General features: G+C 43.1%; 18 protein-coding genes. 11 read left to right on the top strand and 7 right to left on the bottom strand.

Translation table 11 applies throughout. The features are described from left to right. Nucleotides 1-106 precede the first annotated feature (106 nt). Nucleotides 107-1,030, bottom strand: a complete 924-nt coding sequence (locus tag V7K45_RS20845; protein WP_335006762.1) for a nucleoside hydrolase — start codon at nt 1,028-1,030, stop codon at nt 107-109. Nucleotides 1,031-1,044: 14 nt separating this feature from the next. Here V7K45_RS20845 and V7K45_RS20850 point away from each other — a divergent pair, with 14 nt between their 5' ends. From V7K45_RS20850 to V7K45_RS20870, 5 genes are all read left to right on the top strand, one after another. Beyond that, entirely contained in the window at nt 1,045-1,476 is a 432-nt protein-coding gene (locus V7K45_RS20850; RefSeq protein ID WP_335006764.1) for a nucleoside deaminase, read from the top strand. A gap of 445 nt (nt 1,477-1,921) precedes the next feature. Further along, nucleotides 1,922-3,598 (top strand): alpha-amylase family glycosyl hydrolase, encoded by a 1,677-nt coding sequence (locus tag V7K45_RS20855; RefSeq protein ID WP_335006766.1) that lies wholly within the window; start codon nt 1,922-1,924, stop codon nt 3,596-3,598. A gap of 295 nt (nt 3,599-3,893) precedes the next feature. After that, nucleotides 3,894-4,388: an anthrone oxygenase family protein gene (locus tag V7K45_RS20860; RefSeq protein ID WP_335006768.1), complete on the top strand. Its 495-nt coding sequence runs from the start codon at nt 3,894-3,896 to the stop codon at nt 4,386-4,388. Between the two features lie 36 nt (nt 4,389-4,424). Continuing rightward, entirely contained in the window at nt 4,425-5,048 is a 624-nt protein-coding gene (locus V7K45_RS20865) for a class I SAM-dependent methyltransferase (RefSeq protein WP_335006770.1), read from the top strand. Between the two features lie 76 nt (nt 5,049-5,124). After that, on the top strand, nt 5,125-6,018 hold the full coding sequence (locus V7K45_RS20870) for a lysophospholipid acyltransferase family protein (protein ID WP_335006772.1): 894 nt from the start codon (nt 5,125-5,127) through the stop codon (nt 6,016-6,018). A 10-nt stretch (nt 6,019-6,028) separates the two neighbouring features. Here the strand turns inward: V7K45_RS20870 and V7K45_RS20875 are convergent, their stop codons facing one another. Next, entirely contained in the window at nt 6,029-6,994 is a 966-nt protein-coding gene (locus tag V7K45_RS20875; RefSeq protein ID WP_335006774.1) for an SGNH/GDSL hydrolase family protein, read from the bottom strand. 194 nt (nt 6,995-7,188) lie between these two features. Between V7K45_RS20875 and V7K45_RS20880 the strand changes: the two genes are divergently transcribed. From V7K45_RS20880 to V7K45_RS20890, 3 genes are all read left to right on the top strand, one after another. Next, a complete protein-coding gene (locus V7K45_RS20880; protein ID WP_335006892.1) occupies nt 7,189-7,365 on the top strand; it encodes a hypothetical protein in 177 nt (58 codons plus the stop codon). Between the two features lie 176 nt (nt 7,366-7,541). After that, the gene (locus V7K45_RS20885) at nt 7,542-10,457 is read left to right on the top strand and encodes a glycerol-3-phosphate acyltransferase (RefSeq protein ID WP_335006776.1); all 2,916 of its coding nucleotides are present in this window, start codon (nt 7,542-7,544) and stop codon (nt 10,455-10,457) included. Continuing rightward, nucleotides 10,454-10,801 (top strand): cupin domain-containing protein, encoded by a 348-nt coding sequence (locus tag V7K45_RS20890; protein ID WP_292867633.1) that lies wholly within the window; start codon nt 10,454-10,456, stop codon nt 10,799-10,801. Before V7K45_RS20885 ends, V7K45_RS20890 begins: the two co-directional genes overlap by 4 nt. 197 nt (nt 10,802-10,998) lie before the next feature. Here V7K45_RS20890 and V7K45_RS20895 read toward each other — a convergent pair whose 3' ends face one another. Together V7K45_RS20895 and dnaG are read right to left on the bottom strand one after the other, a co-directional pair. Then, nucleotides 10,999-11,214 carry a hypothetical protein gene (locus tag V7K45_RS20895; RefSeq protein WP_442942020.1) on the bottom strand — a complete coding sequence of 72 codons (216 nt, stop codon included), beginning with the start codon at nt 11,212-11,214 and terminating at the stop codon, nt 10,999-11,001. A gap of 43 nt (nt 11,215-11,257) precedes the next feature. Next, nucleotides 11,258-13,180, bottom strand: coding sequence for a DNA primase (dnaG, locus tag V7K45_RS20900; protein ID WP_335006888.1), 1,923 nt, complete (start codon nt 13,178-13,180; stop codon nt 11,258-11,260). A 255-nt stretch (nt 13,181-13,435) separates the two neighbouring features. Here dnaG and tftA point away from each other — a divergent pair, with 255 nt between their 5' ends. Further along, the gene (gene tftA, locus V7K45_RS20905) at nt 13,436-14,788 is read left to right on the top strand and encodes a hormogonium tapered terminus morphoprotein TftA (protein WP_335006780.1); all 1,353 of its coding nucleotides are present in this window, start codon (nt 13,436-13,438) and stop codon (nt 14,786-14,788) included. Here the strand turns inward: tftA and V7K45_RS20910 are convergent. Beyond that, on the bottom strand, nt 14,728-15,024 hold the full coding sequence (locus tag V7K45_RS20910; RefSeq protein ID WP_335006782.1) for a hypothetical protein: 297 nt from the start codon (nt 15,022-15,024) through the stop codon (nt 14,728-14,730). The genes tftA and V7K45_RS20910 overlap by 61 nt on opposite strands. A 286-nt stretch (nt 15,025-15,310) precedes the next feature. On the opposite strand from V7K45_RS20910, the gene V7K45_RS20915 reads away from it, so the two are divergent. Together V7K45_RS20915 and V7K45_RS20920 are read left to right on the top strand one after the other, a co-directional pair. Beyond that, nucleotides 15,311-16,594 carry a TauD/TfdA family dioxygenase gene (locus tag V7K45_RS20915; protein WP_335006784.1) on the top strand — a complete coding sequence of 428 codons (1,284 nt, stop codon included), beginning with the start codon at nt 15,311-15,313 and terminating at the stop codon, nt 16,592-16,594. A 135-nt stretch (nt 16,595-16,729) separates the two neighbouring features. Continuing rightward, nucleotides 16,730-18,001, top strand: coding sequence for an MFS transporter (locus V7K45_RS20920; RefSeq protein ID WP_335006786.1), 1,272 nt, complete (start codon nt 16,730-16,732; stop codon nt 17,999-18,001). On the opposite strand, the gene V7K45_RS20925 is transcribed toward V7K45_RS20920, so the two are convergent. Both V7K45_RS20925 and V7K45_RS20930 read right to left on the bottom strand, forming a co-directional pair. Next, entirely contained in the window at nt 17,998-19,098 is a 1,101-nt protein-coding gene (locus tag V7K45_RS20925; protein ID WP_335006788.1) for an LLM class flavin-dependent oxidoreductase, read from the bottom strand. The two genes, V7K45_RS20920 and V7K45_RS20925, sit on opposite strands and share 4 nt — an antisense overlap. A 190-nt stretch (nt 19,099-19,288) precedes the next feature. Next, nucleotides 19,289-20,068: a class II aldolase/adducin family protein gene (locus tag V7K45_RS20930; protein WP_335006790.1), complete on the bottom strand. Its 780-nt coding sequence runs from the start codon at nt 20,066-20,068 to the stop codon at nt 19,289-19,291. Nucleotides 20,069-20,577: the final 509 nt, after the last annotated feature.

Here is a 20,577-nt window from a genome sequence, read left to right on the forward strand (position 1 = left end):
TCGAATATGGTCGGTTGAGTTGCAGAAGTTGTCTGCAATCGGTGAGCTTTGTCATTAGTTTTCGGTAGCGAGTTTGAGTATGCACGTCAGCTAATTTTTTAGTTTTTTATCTTGCCCATTGCTGCAAAATATAATCATAAAAAGCCTCTTTATCTACCTTATCCATCGCATAAATCTTCCGACCACCAGGAACTACTTTAGTACGTCCCTGACTCAGACCAGTGGTGATAATTTCTGTTTCCCATTCGCGCAATTGATAAAATTCTGGATGTCCCAAATAAGCTGTTGCCAACACATCCCAAAAATAATAATCTTGGGGAATAACTAGTGCATAACATTGTCCAGCTAAATCAGAGATAGGATAGTGTCGTTGTCGTGCCATTTTGTATACTAACTCCGATGTAACTGGGACATTGTTAGTTAAATCCAAAGGACACATAATAATTTCAATTTGGGTTTGCCATACCCGCGCGGCTGAAATTGCGTCCCAATATACATTCCATTCGGCGGAACCATCTTGTCCCGCTTCTAGACTTTTTTCTACATTGCCACCAACATTTAACGCTCCCCCCATCCACACAATTTGGTGAATCTTGGCTTCAATTTCTGGTGCTTTGTCTAAAGCTGCGGCTACCGTCGTCAAAGGGCCAGTTACCATCAACGTTACGGGGCTTGATGCGTCGCGTAACACCTGTATCATGAAATCTTGACCTGTTTCAGCAACCAATGGCGTAGTGATGGTTTCCCTTTGATTGAGAATAGGGAGATGGTCAACAATAAACGAATCACGGCGATAGAGAGTAGGAAATGGATTGATACCGCGCACAGTGCTTTCTGCTACCGGGATATGAGAAAATCCCATCAAATCTATAATTTTACGTGTGGCGCTAACAGCCGGTTGAACGTAGCAATCTGCTGGAGTGACGACAACACCAAGGAGTTCAATACGATCCATCGTCAATAGCAGCATAGTTGCCAGATAATCATCTACACCGCCATCGTGATCCATTAATACTAGTTGTTTTGTCATAAAAGGAGAATTATATGGATGAGTTTATGGAAGCTGCAATTCAAGAAGCAAAACAAGGCAGACAAGAAGGTGGAATTCCCATTGGTTCGGTTCTTGTCAAGGATGGCAAAATTCTTGGCAGAGGACACAATAAACGCGTGCAAGACGGCGATCCTGTTACCCACGCCGAAATCGATTGTCTTCGCAATGCTGGGAGAGTTGGTAGTTATAGAGGTACAACACTCTATTCAACTTTAATGCCGTGTTACCTTTGCGCTGGGGCAGTGGTACAATTTGGCATTAAAAAAGTCATCGCTGGAGAATCTAGAACTTTTCCTGGTGCTAAAGAATTTATGGTATCTCACGGTGTGGACGTTATCGATCTTAATCTTGACCAATGCGAACAAATGATGAGTGAGTTTATTGAAACTAACCCCGAACTTTGGAATGAAGATATTGGTAAATAGTCATTGGTTGGGCATTGGGGATTGGGCATGGAGAAGAGACAAGATAGAAGGGGGAGACAAGGGAGAGGCTTGTCCCCTTATTTCCCATACTCGCCATCTTTAAAGGATAGGTATTTTAAAATCGGCCAGTGGATAAAGTAATGTGATGCTAGGAAAAGCCATCGCACTTACTGTCTTTAAATAGACATTTAATCCCAGAAGGTATGGAATGAGATTTGAGAAACAAACCCTAGAGACAATTGAGCAAAGCTATCATATCATGTCCGCATAATTAGTTATGATTTAGATAGTCATTGCACCCCTATAATCATAGCGATCGCAATATCCGTCTGAAGTCCAGGAAACTAGAAAAATATTGATAATACTTAAGAAAGAAGCTACAAATTATTTTATATAACACAATAATTTTAGTGACTGTAACTAGCTAAAATTTAAAAGTGTGAAAATGGAAAATCTAACTGAATTTACATTATTTGCTCCTCGTAACAAAGGAGCATCTTTAATTGGGTCTTTTTCAGATTGTAAAGAAATTCCAATGTCAAAAGGTAAAGATGGTTATTTTCGCACTAAAATCAAACTGGAAGACGGCGTTTATCAATATAAATTTCGCATTCAAACCAAAAGCCCAAATTTTGCACTTGATGAATGGATAGATATCATTGATCCCAAAGCGACAGATGTTAACGAAACAGAAAAATACGGCGTAGTACGCATTCAAGATGGCCAACGCATTGTTGATAATTACCTTTGGCAAAACGATGAGATACCGTTGCCTGATAACCGGGAATTAGTTATATATGAAATGCACGTTTCCGATTTTACTGGTGATGAAGTTGACTCTCACGAGCGAGGCAAATATTTAGGGATAATTGCAAAGTTAGATTATCTTTGCGAATTGGGAATTAATGCAATTGAATTAATGCCAGTTAATGAGTACCCTGGTGATTATAACTGGGGCTATAAAATTCGCCATTTCTTTGCTACAGAATCTAGTTACGGTTCAACAGAAGATTTAAAGCGGTTGATTGATGAGTGTCATGGTAGAGGCATTCGCGTCTTTATGGATGGAATTTATAATCACACAGATGAAGAATGCCCTTTAATACTAATTGACCGAAATTACTGGTACTACGAACATAAACATTATCCTAAAGACCCAGATAATTACTGGGGGCCAGAGTTTAATTATGATTTTTACGACAAAAACTTAAATATTAAGCCTGCATGGGAATACATCGGTGATGTGGTAAAATTTTGGATTAAGGAGTATCACATTGATGGAATTCGCTTTGATGCAGTGCGGCAATTGGCTAACTTTGAATTTTTCAACTGGCTGACTAAGGAAGCGAAAAACCATGCTGCGCCCAAACAGTTTTACAACATTGCTGAACACATTCCCGATACAAATACTGTAGTCAAGCCAGATGGGCCATTAGATGCTTGTTGGCATGAGAGTTTTCGGTACTTTCTAGTTCCATATATTTGTGGGAAATCATTTGAATTAGAACAACTCAAGCAGATTTTAGATCCCAAACAGCAGGGTTATGCGATCGCAACCAATGTAATTAATTATTTGGCAACCCACGATCGCGAACGTGTATTACGAGAATTAGGCAATTGCGGCATCTTTGAGGCAGCCGCATTTGAACGAGCTAAGTTAGCTGCTGCTGTGTTAATGACAGCGATGGGTATACCGATGCTGTGGATGGGAGAAGAGTTTGGCGAATATCAGCAAAAAAGCGAAGATGTGACTAAGCCGCGCAAGATTAATTGGTCTTTATTGTCAAGCGAGCAGAATCATGATTTATTTGAGTACTATCAAAAGTTGATTGCTCTACGCCAGCAAAATCCAGCTTTGCAAAGTGACAATATTAAGTTTTTCTACGAAAATACATATGAGAAAGTGCTGGCTTATACCCGTTGGCATGAGCAGAATTCTCATGTTGTCGTCGTAGTAAATTTCTCCGATCAAAATCTAAATCAATATAAAATTTCAGACTTCCCAACTGCTGAGTATTGGCGAGATTGGGTTAGCAATCAAGAAGTGAAATCTGGTGAGGATGGTTTAGTTACTGACTTACCAAGCTATACAGCTAAGATATTTGTTTCAGATTCACAGTAATATAGTCTGTGGATCGTAGGTTTCAAAAGATCGTAAATACATTGTCGCAAGCAGTGCGATCGCTCGTAAAACAAACTGCTTCCGTCGCCACAAAGTAACAAGAGTAGTTGTGGGAGCAACAGCAAATAAAATAATATGATGTCTGATCGAATCAGTCTAAAACCCAGATTGTAGAGACGCGATAAATCGCGTCTTGAAAGACCAATCATTTACACCAATAACCCTTAACCCAAGCGGATTGTGACATAATGCTATCTGCGAATAAGGCGTTGGGCAGTAATTAACAGGAGGCTTTATGGTAATTGTTGACAATTTACGCTTCCCTTTGACGCTTTTCACAGCACTCGGTTGCGGGCTGGTGGCTGGCGTCTTTTTTGCTTTCTCAACTTTTGTGATGAATGCCCTTGCACGACTCCAGCCAAAGGAGGGCATTATCGCTATGCAATCCATCAATATCACCGCGATCAATCCGTTATTCATGTTGGCACTCTTCGGAACTGCTATGGCTTGCATCTTTCTAGCGATTTCCTCGGTGTTAAAGTGGCATCAACCTGGTGCTGCCTATTTGCTTATCGGTAGCTTACTCTATCTCATTGGCACCGTTTTAGTGACGATCGCCTTCAATGTGCCACTAAATGATGCCTTAGCGATCGCCAAACCGGATAGCACTGAAGGTGCGAATCTATGGGCTAGATATCTTACCAACTGGACGTTCTGGAACCACGTTCGGACAATAGCAGCACTGGCGGCAGCACTTATACTCGGACTGTGCGATCGCACGGTGAAATAGGAATGATGAATACGTATCTCGGTAAAATGAAGCTATATGAGTATTCAAGCAGCATACGATAATTGGTCAGCCACATACGATGCTGACGAAAATCTGACGCGCGATCTCGATCGAATCGTCACCAGAGAAACTTTGATGGGTTTGAGGTGTAAATCAGTCGTTGAAATTGGCTGTGGTACAGGTAAAAATACGCTTTTGCTTTCACAAATTGCTCTGAAAGTTTGTGCGATCGATTTTTCAGCACAGATGATTGAAAAGGCGAAGGAGAAAGTGAGGTCTGCTAATGTAGTGTTTATTACAGAAGACATTACTAAGCAATGGACTTGTCATAATGAGTCTGCCGATTTAGTCACTTGTAATCTGGTTTTAGAACACATTGAAGACCTCAGCTTGATATTTTCAGAAGCATTTCGTGTATTAGTCAAAGGAGGATACTTTTTTATCTGTGAGCTTCATCCATTCAAGCAATATCAAGGAATAAAAGCTAATTTTCAAAGACAGCAAGAGAACGTTGAAATTCCGGCATTTGTGCATCATTTATCAGATTTTTTGAACACAGCGAAAGTTCATGGCTTTCTGCTTGAAGACTTCAAAGAGTGGTGGCATGAAAAAGATCAAAATAAACCACCAAGACTTATATCAATCTTGTTGAAAAAGTGAAAAAATCTTTGGCGTATTGAAATTTAGAGCATTTGCAGAGATACTTGCAAGAGTGAGGGTAGATGGGCGATTAATTATGGAATTTCCAAAACAGGTAGAGAAAATTTCTGTCAGCGCTGATAATACTTTAACATCAGAATTCTCGAAAAATATTCATCACTCATTAACACAGCGAGATGCTCAGTTTATTGAATCATTGATGCCTATATGGGAATGGTTTTACCGTTATTACTTTCAAGTAAAAACTGGTGGATGGCACCATATACCAACAACAGGGAAAGTACTACTGGTTGGCTCTCACAATGGGGGAATGGCTTCTCCAGATTTAATAATGATGATGTACGATTGGTTTTCGAGATTTGGAACTGAGCGTTTGGTGTATGGTCTAATGCACCCTTCCGCTTGGAAAGTGAGTCCAGAAATAGCAGGATTAGCCCAGAAATTCGGAGCAATTATTGCACATCCCAAAATGGCTAGTGCGGCTTTCGATCGAGGTGCTAGCGTTCTGGTATATCCTGGAGGACAATATGATATGTTTCGTCCTCATAGCCAACGTTATAAAATTCATTTTGCCGGTCATCAGGGGTTTGTCAAGCTGGCTTTAAAACAAGAAGTTCCGATTATTCCTGTAATCTCGATAGGCGCTCATGATAGCTTGATAGTTTTATGCGATTGCTATGATTTCGTCAAACAATTGCATCAGTGGGGATTGCCGTGGTTATATCAAATTGACCCTGGAGTTTTCCCAATTTACTTAGGTTTGCCTTGGGGCGTGTCTATTGGCCCTCTGTCAAATATTCCTCTACCTGTGCAGATTCACACTCGTGTCTGTCATCCAATTACTTTTGAAAGATATGGTCGAGATGCAGCTAGAGATCGTAACTATGTGAATGCTTGTTATGAAATAGTTCAAAGTCAAATGCAGGAAGAGTTAAATAATTTGGTTAGAGATACTCAGAAATCTAGCTAAAACACGAATATTAGTGACGAAGTGATGCCTGCCCCAGTATTTCCAAAAGCGATCGCTCCATAACTTCACTGACAAATTTATTACCTTGCAAGTTGAGGTGAATGTGGTCGTGAAACAAACTTTGCGGCTTGGTAGTTGAATTGAAATTCGGTAAAAAGTCTATATAGTGAATTTGCTGTGCTTTAGTAAAATCGCTCAAGCGCTGACGTGCTTTAATTTCGTAATCGCGGGGGCCTGGTTCACCAATTTCTCGTAGTAAGGGAGTCATCACCAGCAGAAATTTGCTGTTGGATTGGCGAGTCAAGGCTTGAATTTTAGCGATCGCCTCCAGATTAATCCCCACGCGATCGCCTGATTCATTTTGCACCGCTTGCAGTTCTGGTATTGGCTTTTGCTTGACGATATAACGTTGCCACACTTCCACTAATGCCAAGGGAGGTTTACGATCGGGATAATTGCGATCGCGTCCTACTGGTAATGAAGTAGGAGGAGTAGCAAACAAATCATCGGTATTAATTAATAACACCACTGCTTGCGCGTTAAAATTGCCAAACTTCTCTAAATAAGCTAATTCATTTCTTGGCCCCCAAGAGTTTGCTGAAGCATTTAGCACTTCTACTTCCTGATAATTACTATTAGTGGATGATGCTAGAGAACGCATCATCAAACTAGATATTGTATTAGTCTGATCTGTCCACCAGCCACCATTAGCAATAGAATCACCTAAGAGGAGAATTCGCAGCCCAGAAGGTGCAGGTATCTTTTTTATCGGACTACCTCGCATAGAATATTCATTAATTTCAATGCGATTCCCAAAACGACGGGTACGTTGGTTAGGAGCCAACAAATAACCAATTTGCTCATCGCCAATATAAATCAGAGGATTACCAAAACCAAACAGCGATCGCAATCCAACCTCGATTACCAGAAACAATCCCACAACCACCGCCAAAATTACGCTCAGTGCTATTTTCACCTACTCACACCCTCTTATACTGAGTTGCTTTTCAATGATAGTAGGGGATTGGGCGTTAGGAGTGCTGAGTTAGGAGTGCTGAGTGCTGAGTTAGGAGTTTTTTTATCCGCTTGTCTCCTTGTCCCCCAGTCCTAAATTTTTAAAGTGAATTTAACGTCATCCGCAAATAGAAGGACTACAATCAAAACGGACAAATGTTTCATGCTTCAACAACAGAGGATTACAAAGCTGTGTCCGACTTAAATCGCGGAATTATGAAATTTAAGGGAGCAGATTCCCCAAAAGTAGTCACTATCTCTACCGTGTTGCTTCTGGGATCGATCGCTGCTCTCGTAATCTGGGCGCTGCAAGCTGCCTATGCGCTAAACTAAAACCATTAGTAGTCTAGAAGGACACTTGTCTTAAACGGTTTCCGTCTTAGCCAAGTGTCCATTTAGCAACTAATAAATAAAACTCCCCTAATAACCATCAAAAATTTCAGTAAAATTTTAGATTTTAGATTTGAGGTTTTAGATGGAAAATTTAAATCTAAAATCCAAAATCCAGAATGTTTGAACCTTGGGGTATCTTAGTTATTTTAATTGTCTGCCCCCTTTTGGGCGGATTACCCCTGATTGCATGGATAACTTACGCCCTGAAGCGGAAGCAGTTATCACAAGTTGGTACAGGAAATATTAGTGTATCAGCTGCCTTTTATCATGGCGGTAAAATTGTCGGAATTCTGGCAGTCTTGTCAGAAGCTTTTAAAGGAATTGCGGCAGTCTTACTCAGCCGCATTTTCTTCCCAGATGGCTCGTCTTGGGAATTGCTTGCCCTAATCGCTCTGGTAATCGGTAGATATTGGATAGGCAGAGGAGCAGGTACGACAAATGTTGTCTGGGGATTTGTCGTACACGATCCACTGGTTGCGATATTTGTATCTTTCTTTGCAGGTATTGCTTTTACAATTCTGCAATCAAAAAAGTTAGTCAAATTTGGGGTTTTGCTACTTTTTCCATTGTTTGTGGCACTTCTGCACTTTAGCGATATTCCCAGAATATTTGCTGCTGTGGCCTTAGCTGGTTTAATGGGCTGGATTTACACCAAAATTCCTGATGATATGAACCTGCCAGCCCAAGAGGCACAAACAGAATCGCAAGCGATGTTGGAGTTTTTACGCGGCGATGTCTACGACGGGCTACGCCAACGCACAATGGTTTCTTTAGATGAAGAGTTGAATGCTGCCATAGTCGGAGAAAAGGCGGCAACATTATCTCAAATTAAGCGCTGGGGCTATCCAGTGCCGAAGGGATGGGTACTAGCACCCATCGACAATCCAGAAGGGTTAACAGAATTTCTCCAACCATCAGAATTATCCCCCTTGGTGGTGCGTTCCTCCGCTATTGGAGAAGACTCAGAACACGCTTCTGCTGCTGGACAGTATGAAACAGTTGTAAATGTTACCAGCCAAGAGGCATTAAAAGAAGCGATCGCTCAAGTTCAAGCTTCCTACAATCATCCCTCAGCTGTCCAATATCGGCGCGATCGCGGCTTAAATGATACAGCAATGGCTGTGTTGATTCAGCAACAAGTCCAGAGTGTATATTCTGGTGTTGCTTTCAGCCGCGATCCCATTACTCAGCAAGGCGATGCGATCATTATTGAAGCCCTTCCAGGCAGCGCGACGCAAGTCGTTTCGGGAAAAGTTACACCAGAACAATATCGCGCTTTTGTCGTTGAAACAGAAAATTCCTACTCTGTACAATTAGAGGGTCAAGGACGAGTCCCGCAATCATTAATCAAACAAGTTGCTTACCTTACTTACCGACTCGAAAAACGCTATCATGGCACTCCTCAAGATATCGAGTGGAGTTATGATGGGCAAACGCTTTGGGTGTTGCAATCTCGACCAATCACCACTCTGTTGCCCATCTGGACACGCAAAATCGCTGCTGAAGTGATTCCCGGAGTAATTCACCCCTTAACATGGTCAATTAATCGTCCCTTAACTTGTGGAGTTTGGGGAGACTTTTTTACTTTAGTTTTAGGCGATCGCGCTTTGGGGTTAGATTTTGCCAAAACAGCAACTCTACACTATTCCAGAGCTTACTTTAATGCGTCCCTCTTAGGAGATATTTTTCTCCGCATGGGACTGCCGCCGGAAAGTCTAGAATTTTTAACCAGAGGAGCTAAATTAAGTAAACCTTCCTTGCAGTCAACTTGGGAAAACTTGCCAGGACTGGGAAAGTTACTGAAGCGGGAATTAAGTTTAGAAAAGGACTTTAAGGAAGATTATCACAACCGATTCATTCCTGGGTTGTCGCAGTTGGCGCAGGAAGATATAGATAATTTGGAACCACCCGCGTTGTTGGCAAGAATTGATTTTATTCTGGAGTTGCTGCGTCATGGAACGTATTACAGCATTTTAGCTCCCTTGAGTGCTGCTCTGAGACAGGCGATTTTTCGGGTAAAAGATGGGCAAATCGATCATAGCGTCACCCCAGAGGTAGCGGCATTGCGATCGCTCAGTGCGATCGCTACAGATGCCAAGCAGGTATTGGTTGAGTTTGAGCCACAGCAAGTATTTGAACAATTAAAACAAACCCCCGAAGGAGAGAAAATCCTCCAAGCATTTAACGAATTGCTGCAAGATTACGGCTACTTAAGTGAAGTAGGAACCGACATCTCCGTTCCCACTTGGCGGGAAAATCCCCAGATGATTCAGCAGATGTTTGTGCAGTTAATGCAAGGGAACGAACCACAAGCAGGTGCTAAAGACGCAATTAATAGTATCTTTGCCAGTAAGCGCAAACGCTCTTTTGTGCAACGGCGTGTAGATATCAAAGGACGAGTTACCGAAGTTTATTCCCGACTTTTGGCTGAATTGCGTTGGAGTTTTGTAGCTTTAGAGAAAATTTGGTTAAAGTCTGGTTTACTCAGGCAAACAGGCGATATCTTTTTTCTCAACTTTGATGAAGTGCGGCGTCTAATTGGAGATGAAGATTCTAGCTTAATAGAGCAGTTAGATAAGTTAGTAGAATTTAGGCGATCGCAATTCCTGCAAGATAGCGAGATTATTCAAATACCTCTTTTAGTCTACGGCAATACACCTCCTCACCCCTTAGCTCCCTCTGAACTCTACTCTGACCAAATTTTACAAGGTATTGGAGCCAGTCATGGGCAAGCCGAAGGTAGGGTAAAAGTGTTGCGAAATTTACAAGACATTCCAGACATCGATCGAGATACGATTCTGGTAGTGCCTTATACAGATTCCGGCTGGGCCCCATTGTTATTAAGGGCTGGAGGATTAATTGCCGAAGCTGGAGGAAGACTTTCTCACGGTGCGATCGTTGCTCGTGAGTATGGAATTCCCGCAGTGATGGATGTTCGCGGTGCTACATGGCTTTTGCAAGATGGTCAACGAGTCAGGATTGATGGGTCTAGGGGTATTGTGGAATTATCTAACGATTTAAGACCCGAATGATTACTACTTCCCTGAAAGACTTGCCTGAAGAGTCTGTTTCTCACAATGCCGAAATCAAGAAAAAGGTGATGTTACGCTTCGGTGATTTACCTCACCTAACTAACTTTTCTCAAGCACGTTTTGCTCCTGGACAAACCGCACCAGCACACGCGCATCAAGATATGTGCGAGGTATTCTTTGTGGAAGCCGGTTCAGGAGTAATTCACATTGATGGTACAGAATACCCCTTGCTTCCGGGAAACTGCGTAGCCATCGAACCGGGAGAAGTACACGAAGTTGTCAATAGTGGCTCAACCGAACTTGTTTTGACATACTTTGGTTTGCGAGTCGAAAAATCGAGCTAATCATTAGACCTCTTGGCATTTGTGCTTTTTGCAAGAGGGGAAAAGGGTAAAGGTTAAAGGGGAAAGGGACTTTTGCAGAACCTTTTCCCTTTCCCCTTTCCCCTTTTCCCGACTTATGCAAGAAGTCTAATGTTATGTCCCAATACAGTTCAGTTAAGCATTTCTTTCTTTTCTCAGTGCCGCGCCAGTTGCCAAGCCTACAACAGCTCTGTGATGGAAAATAAGCGTTGTCGGTCTATTTGTTGAAGCTTGATTTTTTCAGTGTAGAAAGCCTGATAATAATATTGATACCGCTCTGGTTCAGCTTCTGGATCGGTTTGTTGCCATAGTTCTAAAAAGTGATGATAGCGTTTTTCAAGCATCACTAAATCCATACAAGCGATCGCAGCTTGAACTACATGGAAAGTACGCAACTAGCAAATGATTTGGCTGAGATAACTAAGATGCAGAACAACCTTAATCACTAAATCTTAGTACTTCGTCTATGGAAAAATTCCGCTGTCCGTTTAACTCCAGATACCGCCGTTTTTCGGCTGGAAAAGCCTTACCATAGTATTCATATCGCTCCGGTTCAGCTTTCTCATCAGTTTGTTTCCATTGTTCCTCAAAGTGACGGTAGCGCTTTTCACTCATCACCAGTTCCATACAAGCGATCGCAGCTTGAACTACGTGGGAGGTACGCAGTATTTCTTTCTTGCTTTTCTCATTTAGATGAAACAAATGGGAAACTAATTCCAATTCCTCTACTAATTCTAGATATCTGTCTTGCAGACTCGATATTAAATTTATCTGCTCCACCTTGAACTCTAAAATCTGTTGCCATAAAAATCGGTGATGAGAAAGGCTAAATTCTAAATTTCGCTCTTCTAGTTTGTCAATAATCGCTTGACGCTGTTCGGCACAATGTAGGTAAATCCGCAGCAATAAAGCCTCTGCCAGTTCTAAAAGACTGCCTTCAGCAGGAGCATTTCTTTGATTGACGTTTATAGGTTGCTGCTTGCGCAAAGACATTGACTTACGGTAAGTGGCAACTGGCGCAATCTGAGTTAAAAGATTTTCTACTCGTAGGGGTTTAAGTCTATCATCTCCAAAACTGAGTATTTCAGCACACTGGTCAATGTAATAGTCGCGTGTATCAATATTATTAATATTTTTCAGTAACTTTACTACCTGTTGGGAGACTTGCTGAAAATCGGTAGCCTGTTTCAAATCTCGGTCTTGAATAATTTGCTGAATCTGCCAGTCTAGCCAAAGTGGCGCATTTTTTAGCAGTTCTCCATAATCTTCTGGAGTGTGACTATGCAAATATTCATCAGCATCTTTGCCATCGGGTAAATTGAGAATTTTTAGCTGAACTTCGCCCTTGTATGCTAATTCGGCAATTTCACCAATCGCCCGTTCGGTGGCATTGGTTCCAGCTTTATCAGCATCAAAGTTGAGTACTAATTGTTTCGATTCGGTGTAGCGTAATATTAACCGGACTTGTTCTAAGCTTAAAGCTGTACCGAGTGAGGCGACGGCGTTATTAATACCAGCAGCGTGGAGAGCGATCGCATCAAAATATCCCTCTACCACCACGGCTCGATCGAGTTGGGAAATCCCACCTTTGGCTTGATCGAGGGCGAATAATGTTTTACCTTTACTAAAAAGTTCGGTTTCGGGTGAATTCAGATATTTAGGCTGTTCATCAGTCAGAGTTCTCCCACCAAAGGCAATAACGCGCCCTTGCACATCGCGGATGGGAATCATCAAGCGATCGCGAAATACATCATAATACCCGCCCCCTTCCCGGCGTGGCTTAATCAATCCCGCTTTTTCCAGTATTTGCACTGGGTAATGTTTATCGTCCACTAAATAACGATAGAGAGTTTCCCAACCTGCGGGAGCATAACCTAAACCAAATTGCTGTATAGTTTCTTCTTTAAGTTGGCGGTTAGATTGCAAATATTGAAGTGCTTTTTGCCCTTGAGATTGTCTCAAGGCGTGTTGATAAAACTGTGCTGAAGAAGCCAGAACTTCATATAACTGCTCGCGCAAAGATAGCTGACGCTGTAATTCTTGGCGTTGTTCGGGTTCGAGAGTTTGCACGGGTACTTGGTAACGCCGTGCTAAATCCAGTACCACATCAGCAAAAGAACGCTTTCCCAACTCCATAACAAACTTAATGGCATTTCCTCCAGCTTGACAGCCAAAGCAATAGTACATTTGCTTGGTTTGGCTGACAGTGAAACTGGGAGATTTCTCATCATGGAAGGGACACAAACCGACGAAATCTTTCCCGCGTTTGCGTAAAACTACGTATTCCGAGACGACATCTACAATATCAGCCCGTAGTTTAACTTCCTCAATTGTGTCTGGGTGCAAGCGGGGGATTTGCATGGTTTTGTCATTAGTCACTTGTACTGAGTGTACCCCTCCGGGGAAGCAAGCTACGCGTAGCATCTCGTTCGCGTTAGCGTCTCCGAAGGAGAAGAGAAGCGGAAGTATTGGTCATTGGTCATTGGTCATAAACTTTGGAGAAATACCAAAGGACAAATGACTTTAGACTTCTGATAGCTATTATATTCTTGTTGCCAGACCAAGAATGATGTATACAATTGCTTAGACTTAATTTTATCAGAGGAAATACTGAAAATGGGGCGTATTTTTATATCAGCAGCTCATGGAGGCAAAGAAGCGGGAGGAATAGATCAAGGTGCGATCGCAGGTGGTACAAGTGAAGCAAAAGAAATGATTTTGCTGCGGGATTTGATTGTCACGGAACTAAGGGCGCGGAGTTGGGAAATTTTAGCGGTTCCTGATGACTTGAGCGCCGCCCAAACTATCTCCTGGATCAATTCCCGCGGCCGCCGGGGTGATGTCGCTCTAGAAATTGCAGCTAATGCGGCTAACAGCCCTTCTGTGCGTGGGGCTAGCGTTTTCTACATTGCTAATAATAGCGATCGCAAGAGCAATGCCGAACAGTTACTAGTGGGATTGTTGCGCCGCGTACCCCAATTACCGAATCGGGGAGTCAAACCAGATACAGATAGTGGATTGGGTAGTTTAGCATTCTGTCGTCAGACAACGCTGCCAGCTTTGGTAATGCAAGTGGGGTTTCTCAGCAATCCAGAGGATCGGGCTTTGCTGCAAACTCGTCGCCGCGATTTTGCTTTGGGAATTGCCGATGGATTAGTGACTTGGAGTCGTGTAATTGATCCTACTCCGGGAACTCCCACAGAAGCAAATTATCCGCCAATTAATATCAATATTAATGGGCAAAGTTACTCGGAACAAGGAGTACTAGTTAATGGGAATGCTTACATCCCCATTGATTTAGTAGACCTTCTCCGAATTGACCTTTCAAAAGCAGCTAATGTCAATCGAATTACCTATCACAAAGTAGTTTATGTCAAAGCAATTGAACTGCGAGATTTTAATGTTGCAGTTAATTGGGATGCTGCGACGCGTACTGTTAGCTTGCGCTCGAATTTGGTGGTTTGCCCTGGTCAATTTTCGCGGTTAATGTCGAACGGTAATACTTCCGAAGTCCAGTTACAATTATTTCTGAGAAACAATAATGAAAATGCTTTGGGAAAGTTTCCTGACATCCCAAAACTGTATCGGGAAGAAGCAGGTATAGAGGGAGTGAACTATGATATTGCCTTTTGCCAAATGTGTGTAGAAACCGGATTTTTACGGTTTGGTGGCGATATTAGACCTGAGCAAAATAACTTTGCAGGCTTAGGTGCGATTGGTGGCGGTTCGGAAGCTGCGTCTTTTCCAAGTGCCAGAATTGGAGTTAGGGCGCACATCCAACATTTGAAAGCTTACGCCAGTTTAGAACCTTTGGTACAAGAAGTAGTAGATCCCAGATTTCGCTTTGTCACACGCGGGATTGCGCCATTAATCGATCAGCTATCAGGGCGGTGGTCAGCAGATTTGGATTATGGTACGAAGATTTCAGCAATGCTCAAAAGATTATATGAATCAGCAGGACTTCTTTGAGTCAGGAAAGGAAAATTACTCAGGTTCTGCAATGTGCGATCGCCTATAGTAGACGGAACGCGATCGCAAACACGATCTACCTCAGCTGTTTTTTGACAAACTGCTAACCGTTGATTCCACAAACTCAGTTGCAATAGCTTCACCATTTCGCCAACGTTCTTCATAGTTGGGGATATATAGCAGATTTCAAAGTTGTGAGGTACAGAAATACTCCAGCCGCATATTGCTGTAAACATTGGTTTACTTTTTACCAGTCAAAATGGTCAAGCATTAACCATTGGCGTAGTTCGTATATCTCTTCAATAAATATTAGACTTCTTAACATTGTGGGAAAAGGTAAATTAAAACCCTTTCCCTTTCCCCCTTAACCAAAAATATTGATTTTACCGAGTATTTCTGCTTTGATTCCAGCAATCTAAAAATATAATCACTGCATACTACTGTAAATCTATCGATTTAGTGTATTTTGTTGAAAACTACCATCGCTTCCTTACCAACTACAAAGTATAAGGAGAAATTTTTATGACATTTACTGCAACACGAATTGAGATTACGCCTAGTGGAGCAGCTTTAGGAGCAGTTGTTACTGGTGTTGACGCCAGTATTGCAGCAGAACCAGAAGTAATCTTGCAACTTAAGCAGGCGTGGCGCGATCATCACATCCTCATCTTCAAAAATCAACAATTGACTGACGACCAATTATTAGCGTTTGCGAATTACTTTGGCGACATTCTCCAACAGCCTGCCTATATCCGTAAAGGAGAAACCGAGCCGTACCTGCCGCCTCTTGTTCTTACCCTTGCAAATGCTGCCTCTGAAGAAAGTTCCGTCAATGTTGCACCTAACTATCGTAAACTTTTACCCCATATCGATCATGACTGGTTGCCTACACCATCTAGCGGTTCATTTTTATATGGGGTAGAACTGCCTGAGAATGGCCCTGATACCTATTGGGTGAATTTGATTCAGGCTTACGAAGAACTAGATGATGCTACTAAAAAACAGATTGCTGGCTTGCAGTTACGCCATTTTAATTTCTATGGCAAGTATCGGGATGAGTATCCTGAACCTAGCTATGCAGCCGGTCGTTCCGTTGAACCCGGTGAACGAGTTGCTACCCATCCTTTAGTTCGCACTCACCCAGATACTGGAGAAGGTTCCGCAATTGTTGTGCTAAAGGATTCCCCAATCCAAACATTGGCAGGTCTTAAAGGTAAAAAAGTTGCTTATTCTAGAGGGACGGCTCAGACCTTTTTTGTAGTGAAAGCGTTTGAAGAGATAGGGTTAAAAATCAGTGATATTGAATCAGTGAATCTACCCATTGCAGATGGAAGAGCAGCGTTTTTGAACAAGACGGTTGATGCCTTTGTAGAAGGCGATCCTAGTCTGATCGAGCTGCAACGGGAAGGCACTATTCGGGTCTTACGAGACGCCCAAGGAATTAAGACGCCAGGAGGTTATTACCTGGCTTCACGAGATTTTGCGATTAATAATGCTGAACTCTTGAAAGCAATTTTGTCAGAGTACTACCAAGTTGGGCAGTGGGCAAATAAAAACAGGCGGGCTGCTGCCGAAATCCTCGCACCGAAGGTCAAAACTGATGTCGATACTATGGAGTTGGCGCTGACGAGAAGAAAATATGACATGAGACCAATTACTGAGGAAGTAATTAGCGCTCAACAAAAGGTTGCGGATCTTCTGTATGAACTGAAAGTTGTACCAAAACAAGTTGATGTTAAAGGAGCAACCTTAACTGCCCAGCAGTATGCAGCGATTACACCAGATGCCGTTAGGAATAAGGCTTAACCTTTGAATCAGCAAGCTTGCTACAAAAACAGACGCAATGCCTGCGGCGGTAAACTACGCAATTATCCTATAATTATTAGGCAAACTAAGTATTAGGCTATCTAATACTTAGCAAAACACAATAGAACTTTCCTGATGAAAATTTGGAATAGACAACTAGGCGATCGCGTAAGTAATGTCATTTACCAGTATTTACCTGCCTTTCGCTGGCGTAACTTTCGGCTGTTTTTTGGGGGACAGTTACTATCAATGTCTGGGACATTTATGACCCAGCAGTTAACTATTCCTTGGCTGGTATACGAATTAACTCAATCGGCTTGGTTGTTGGGAATTGCAGGGTTTGTGCAATTTTTACCGACGTTATTAGTGATTCCCTTTTCGGGCGTATTGTCCGATCGCTGGAGTCGTCGTGACTTGTTAATGCTGGTGCAGATATTGGGAATTAGCGTTTCCCTGACTTTAACGATTCTTACCTTTACAAATTGGATTACCTTTCCCATCCTATTGGTATTAAGCGTTCTCAATGGTTTCCTCAAGGGATTAGATATGCCTGTGCGTCATACAATCGTCACCGAAACCGTAGACGATCGCGCTGATTGGAGTAATGCGATCGCTTTGAATTCAGTGATGTTAAGTTCCTCGCTGGTATTGGGGCCTGCTATGGGCGGGATTTTGATTGCGACGCTAGGGGTGAAATATTGTTTTCTCTACGATACTCTCAGCTATATCCCTGCCATCTTTACCTTGCTAGCGATGCGGCTGAAAGTCAGACCCACACAGACCCTGACGAGCCTTAGCGATACTTTGCAGAAATTGCGGGAGGGCTTTGAATATGTCTCCAAATTCCAGCCCATTAGAGCGATTTTATTAATACTGGCATTACAAGGTTTAGTCGGGATGTCTCATGTCGCGCTCATGCCTGTCTTCGCGGCTAAGATTTTAAATGGGGATGCAACTACGATGGCTCACCTCAGCACTTCAGCGCCCATTGGCTCGTTGTTTGCTTGTTTGTATCTCAGTGTTAGACGAGGGATTGCGGGCTTAGAGCGTTTGATTGTAGTCGCTCAAGTCTTGATTGGGATAAGTGTGATTTCCTTCTCACTATCGCGTCAAGTTGGATTATCCATAATCATATTGGTGTTTACAGGCTGCTTTTCTATCCTCCTGATTACTAGTAGTAATATGATTATCCAAACCCTAGTTGCCGAGGATAAGCGGGGACGGGTGATGAGTTTTTATGCCCTAGCAATGGTGGGTATGATGCCCTTTGGGAATCTGTTAGCTGGAACTTTGGCACAGAATTTTGGTGCGACTAATGCCTTGATCGTCTGTGGCAGTCTAAATATCTTAGGTGCGCTATGGTTCTCTACACAACTGCCAGCAGTGAGGCGTTGGATCGATCGCTAAACCCCGACTCCAACTGTTTGCCGTTCTCGTCGCGCGACTTCCGCACGTACTAAAGGAATGACATCACGCCCATAAGCGATCGCATCCTCTAAAGGATCAAAGCCCCGAATCAATAAGGTAGTCACACCTGCATCGTAATAATCAACCAAAGCCTCTGCTACTTGTTCTGGTGTACCCACTAGAGCAGTAGTGTTACCTGCCGCACCAGTAGCTGCGGCGATCGGTGTCCATAGACGCTTATCATAAATCTCCTTTTTGGCGGCAAAATCCAGCAGACGTTGTGACCCTACCGCTTGGGGTCTAGCTGGGGCAGCTAATTTTGCGCCTCCTCGCAACTCTTGAATTCGCGCTAAAATGTTATGTGCTTTCTCCCAAGCCTCTTGTTCTGTAGCACCAAGAATCGGTCGCAGAGAGACACTGAAGCGAATGGAGCGATCGGCTGGTAAGGCAGCACGTACCTCTGCAATTCGTTCTTTCACTGCGGCAATTGGCTCACCCCACAAGGCATAGACATTGCTGTGTTTTGCTCCTACCTGTACGGCTGGCCCAGATGCACCGCCAAAGTAAAGCGGGATATGAGGCTTTTGCAGCGGCTTGATCGCAGAGAAAGCATCCTTGATGCGGTAGAATTCACCTTCGTAATCAAAGGGAGTGTCGCTTGTCCAGACGCGACGAACAATTTCTAAATATTCATCGGTGCGACGGTAACGGCTGTCATGATCTAGCCAGTCGCCATCTTTCTGCTGGTCAGCATCGCTGCCACCGGTAATAATATGTATTGCGATCCGACCGTTGGTAAAATGGTCAAGAGTAGCTGCCTTGCGAGCTGCCAGAGTTGGCGCGACAAAACCCGGACGATGAGCAATTAAAAAGCCCAATCGCTCGGTTGCAGAAGCAGCGAAACTAGCAATAGTCAAGCCATCCGGGCTACTAGAACTATAGCCAATTAATACTTTGTCAAAGCCTCCTTCTTCATGGGCTTTGGCAAATTCACGAACATAAGCTGGATCGATGATGTCATCGCCCAGGCCGCCTGATGCACTATTTAATTCCGAAGTCGGTTTTGTCCGAATCAATCCAATAAATTCAATTGGCATAATTAATTCTCCTGAAAGTGTTGGGGAGCAAAGGAAGCAGGGGGGCAGGGGAGCGGGGGAGCAGGGGAAGCAGAGGGGACAAGGGGGACAAGGGGGACAAGGTGACAAAAGTTAGATCCCCTTGTCTCCAATTCTCCTTGTCCTCTTCCCCATGCCCAATGCCCAATCCCCAATCCCCATTCCCCAATACCTAATCTAATAAGTCTGGTTGGTCGTGGGTAATTTCATCCCACAAATACTGAAATCCACCCCAGCCTGCTTGGTGAGTACCACCGCGTTGTTGGATTTTTAAGGCGATGTCGTGGTCAATTAGGATGGGTTTTCCTACAGCTTCTGCTAGTAATTGCGCCTTCGCCGTATCCTCTAACCTGATGTACCACCAAGCGGCTTCATCCACACTCTGCCCTACGGTCAATATTCCGTGGTTGCGTAAAATCGCCGCTTTGCTCCTGCCTAGTGCCTGAGCAATGCGTTTTCCTTCGCTTGTCTCCAAGACAATGCCTGTAAAATCATCAAATAGAGCATGATCTTGGTAAAAAGCGCAAGAATCTTGGGTAATCGGATCGAGCAACCGACCCAAAGATGACCAAGTTTTGCCATAGAAGGAATGGGCATGAGCCGCTGCAATGACATCGGGGCGGGCTTCGTGGATTTGAGAGTGAATGGCAAATGCTGCTTGACTAACTTTGCCTTCACCTTGGACTACCTGACCTTCACTATTCACTAGTATCAGGTCTGATACCCGAATGCGACTGAAATGTATCCCAAAGGGATTTACCCAAAAATGATCGGTAAATTCAGGATCGCGGGCAGTGATGTGTCCTGCCAATCCTTGAGCAAAACCCAAACGCGCAAATACCCGAAAAGCTGCCGCCAAGCGTTCTTGACGATGACGACGCTCTGATTCAATGGAAACGAAGGTCGGTGGCTGAAAGGGATTGCTGGGGCGGACGAGAGAAGTTTGCACCATAATTTTCAACTCCTACGTATGGATTGGGTAGACCTACAGTGCTGCCTCACTGCTGCTGAAAGCCTCAAGGTTTGTCGATAGACATCGCTTCACCATTAAACTAACGAGACAACAAAGGATTTATGGTTATGGCTCGGTGGGCGACTTCTACGACGGGCTGCGCCTACGCAGTTTTTATCGCTGCAAAAACGTATTGTTCAATCATGTCCAGTGGACAATGCTACAAATAACTTTTGGCTGATAACCGTAAATATGTTACTAATTAACTGATATCAGCTTTTAAACTACCTAGTGACAACAAATTTCTTTACTAGAGTAGTCATGCTATCAAACAAACTACGGTAAGTCAATCGAATTTTAGCTGTTTAAACTACAATGAAGTTACCACAGCTGATTTAAATAAGCAAGTTCAATATGGAGTTTTGCTAGAAAATATACTTGAAGAGAGTGTTGTTTCTTTACTTGTATAAAGATTGTTGCGATTTGTTAAGCTGTGGAGCGATCGCACC

Origin of the sequence: Nostoc sp. (genome assembly GCF_036917375.1) — a bacterium.
GTDB lineage: Bacteria > Cyanobacteriota > Cyanobacteriia > Cyanobacteriales > Nostocaceae > Nostoc.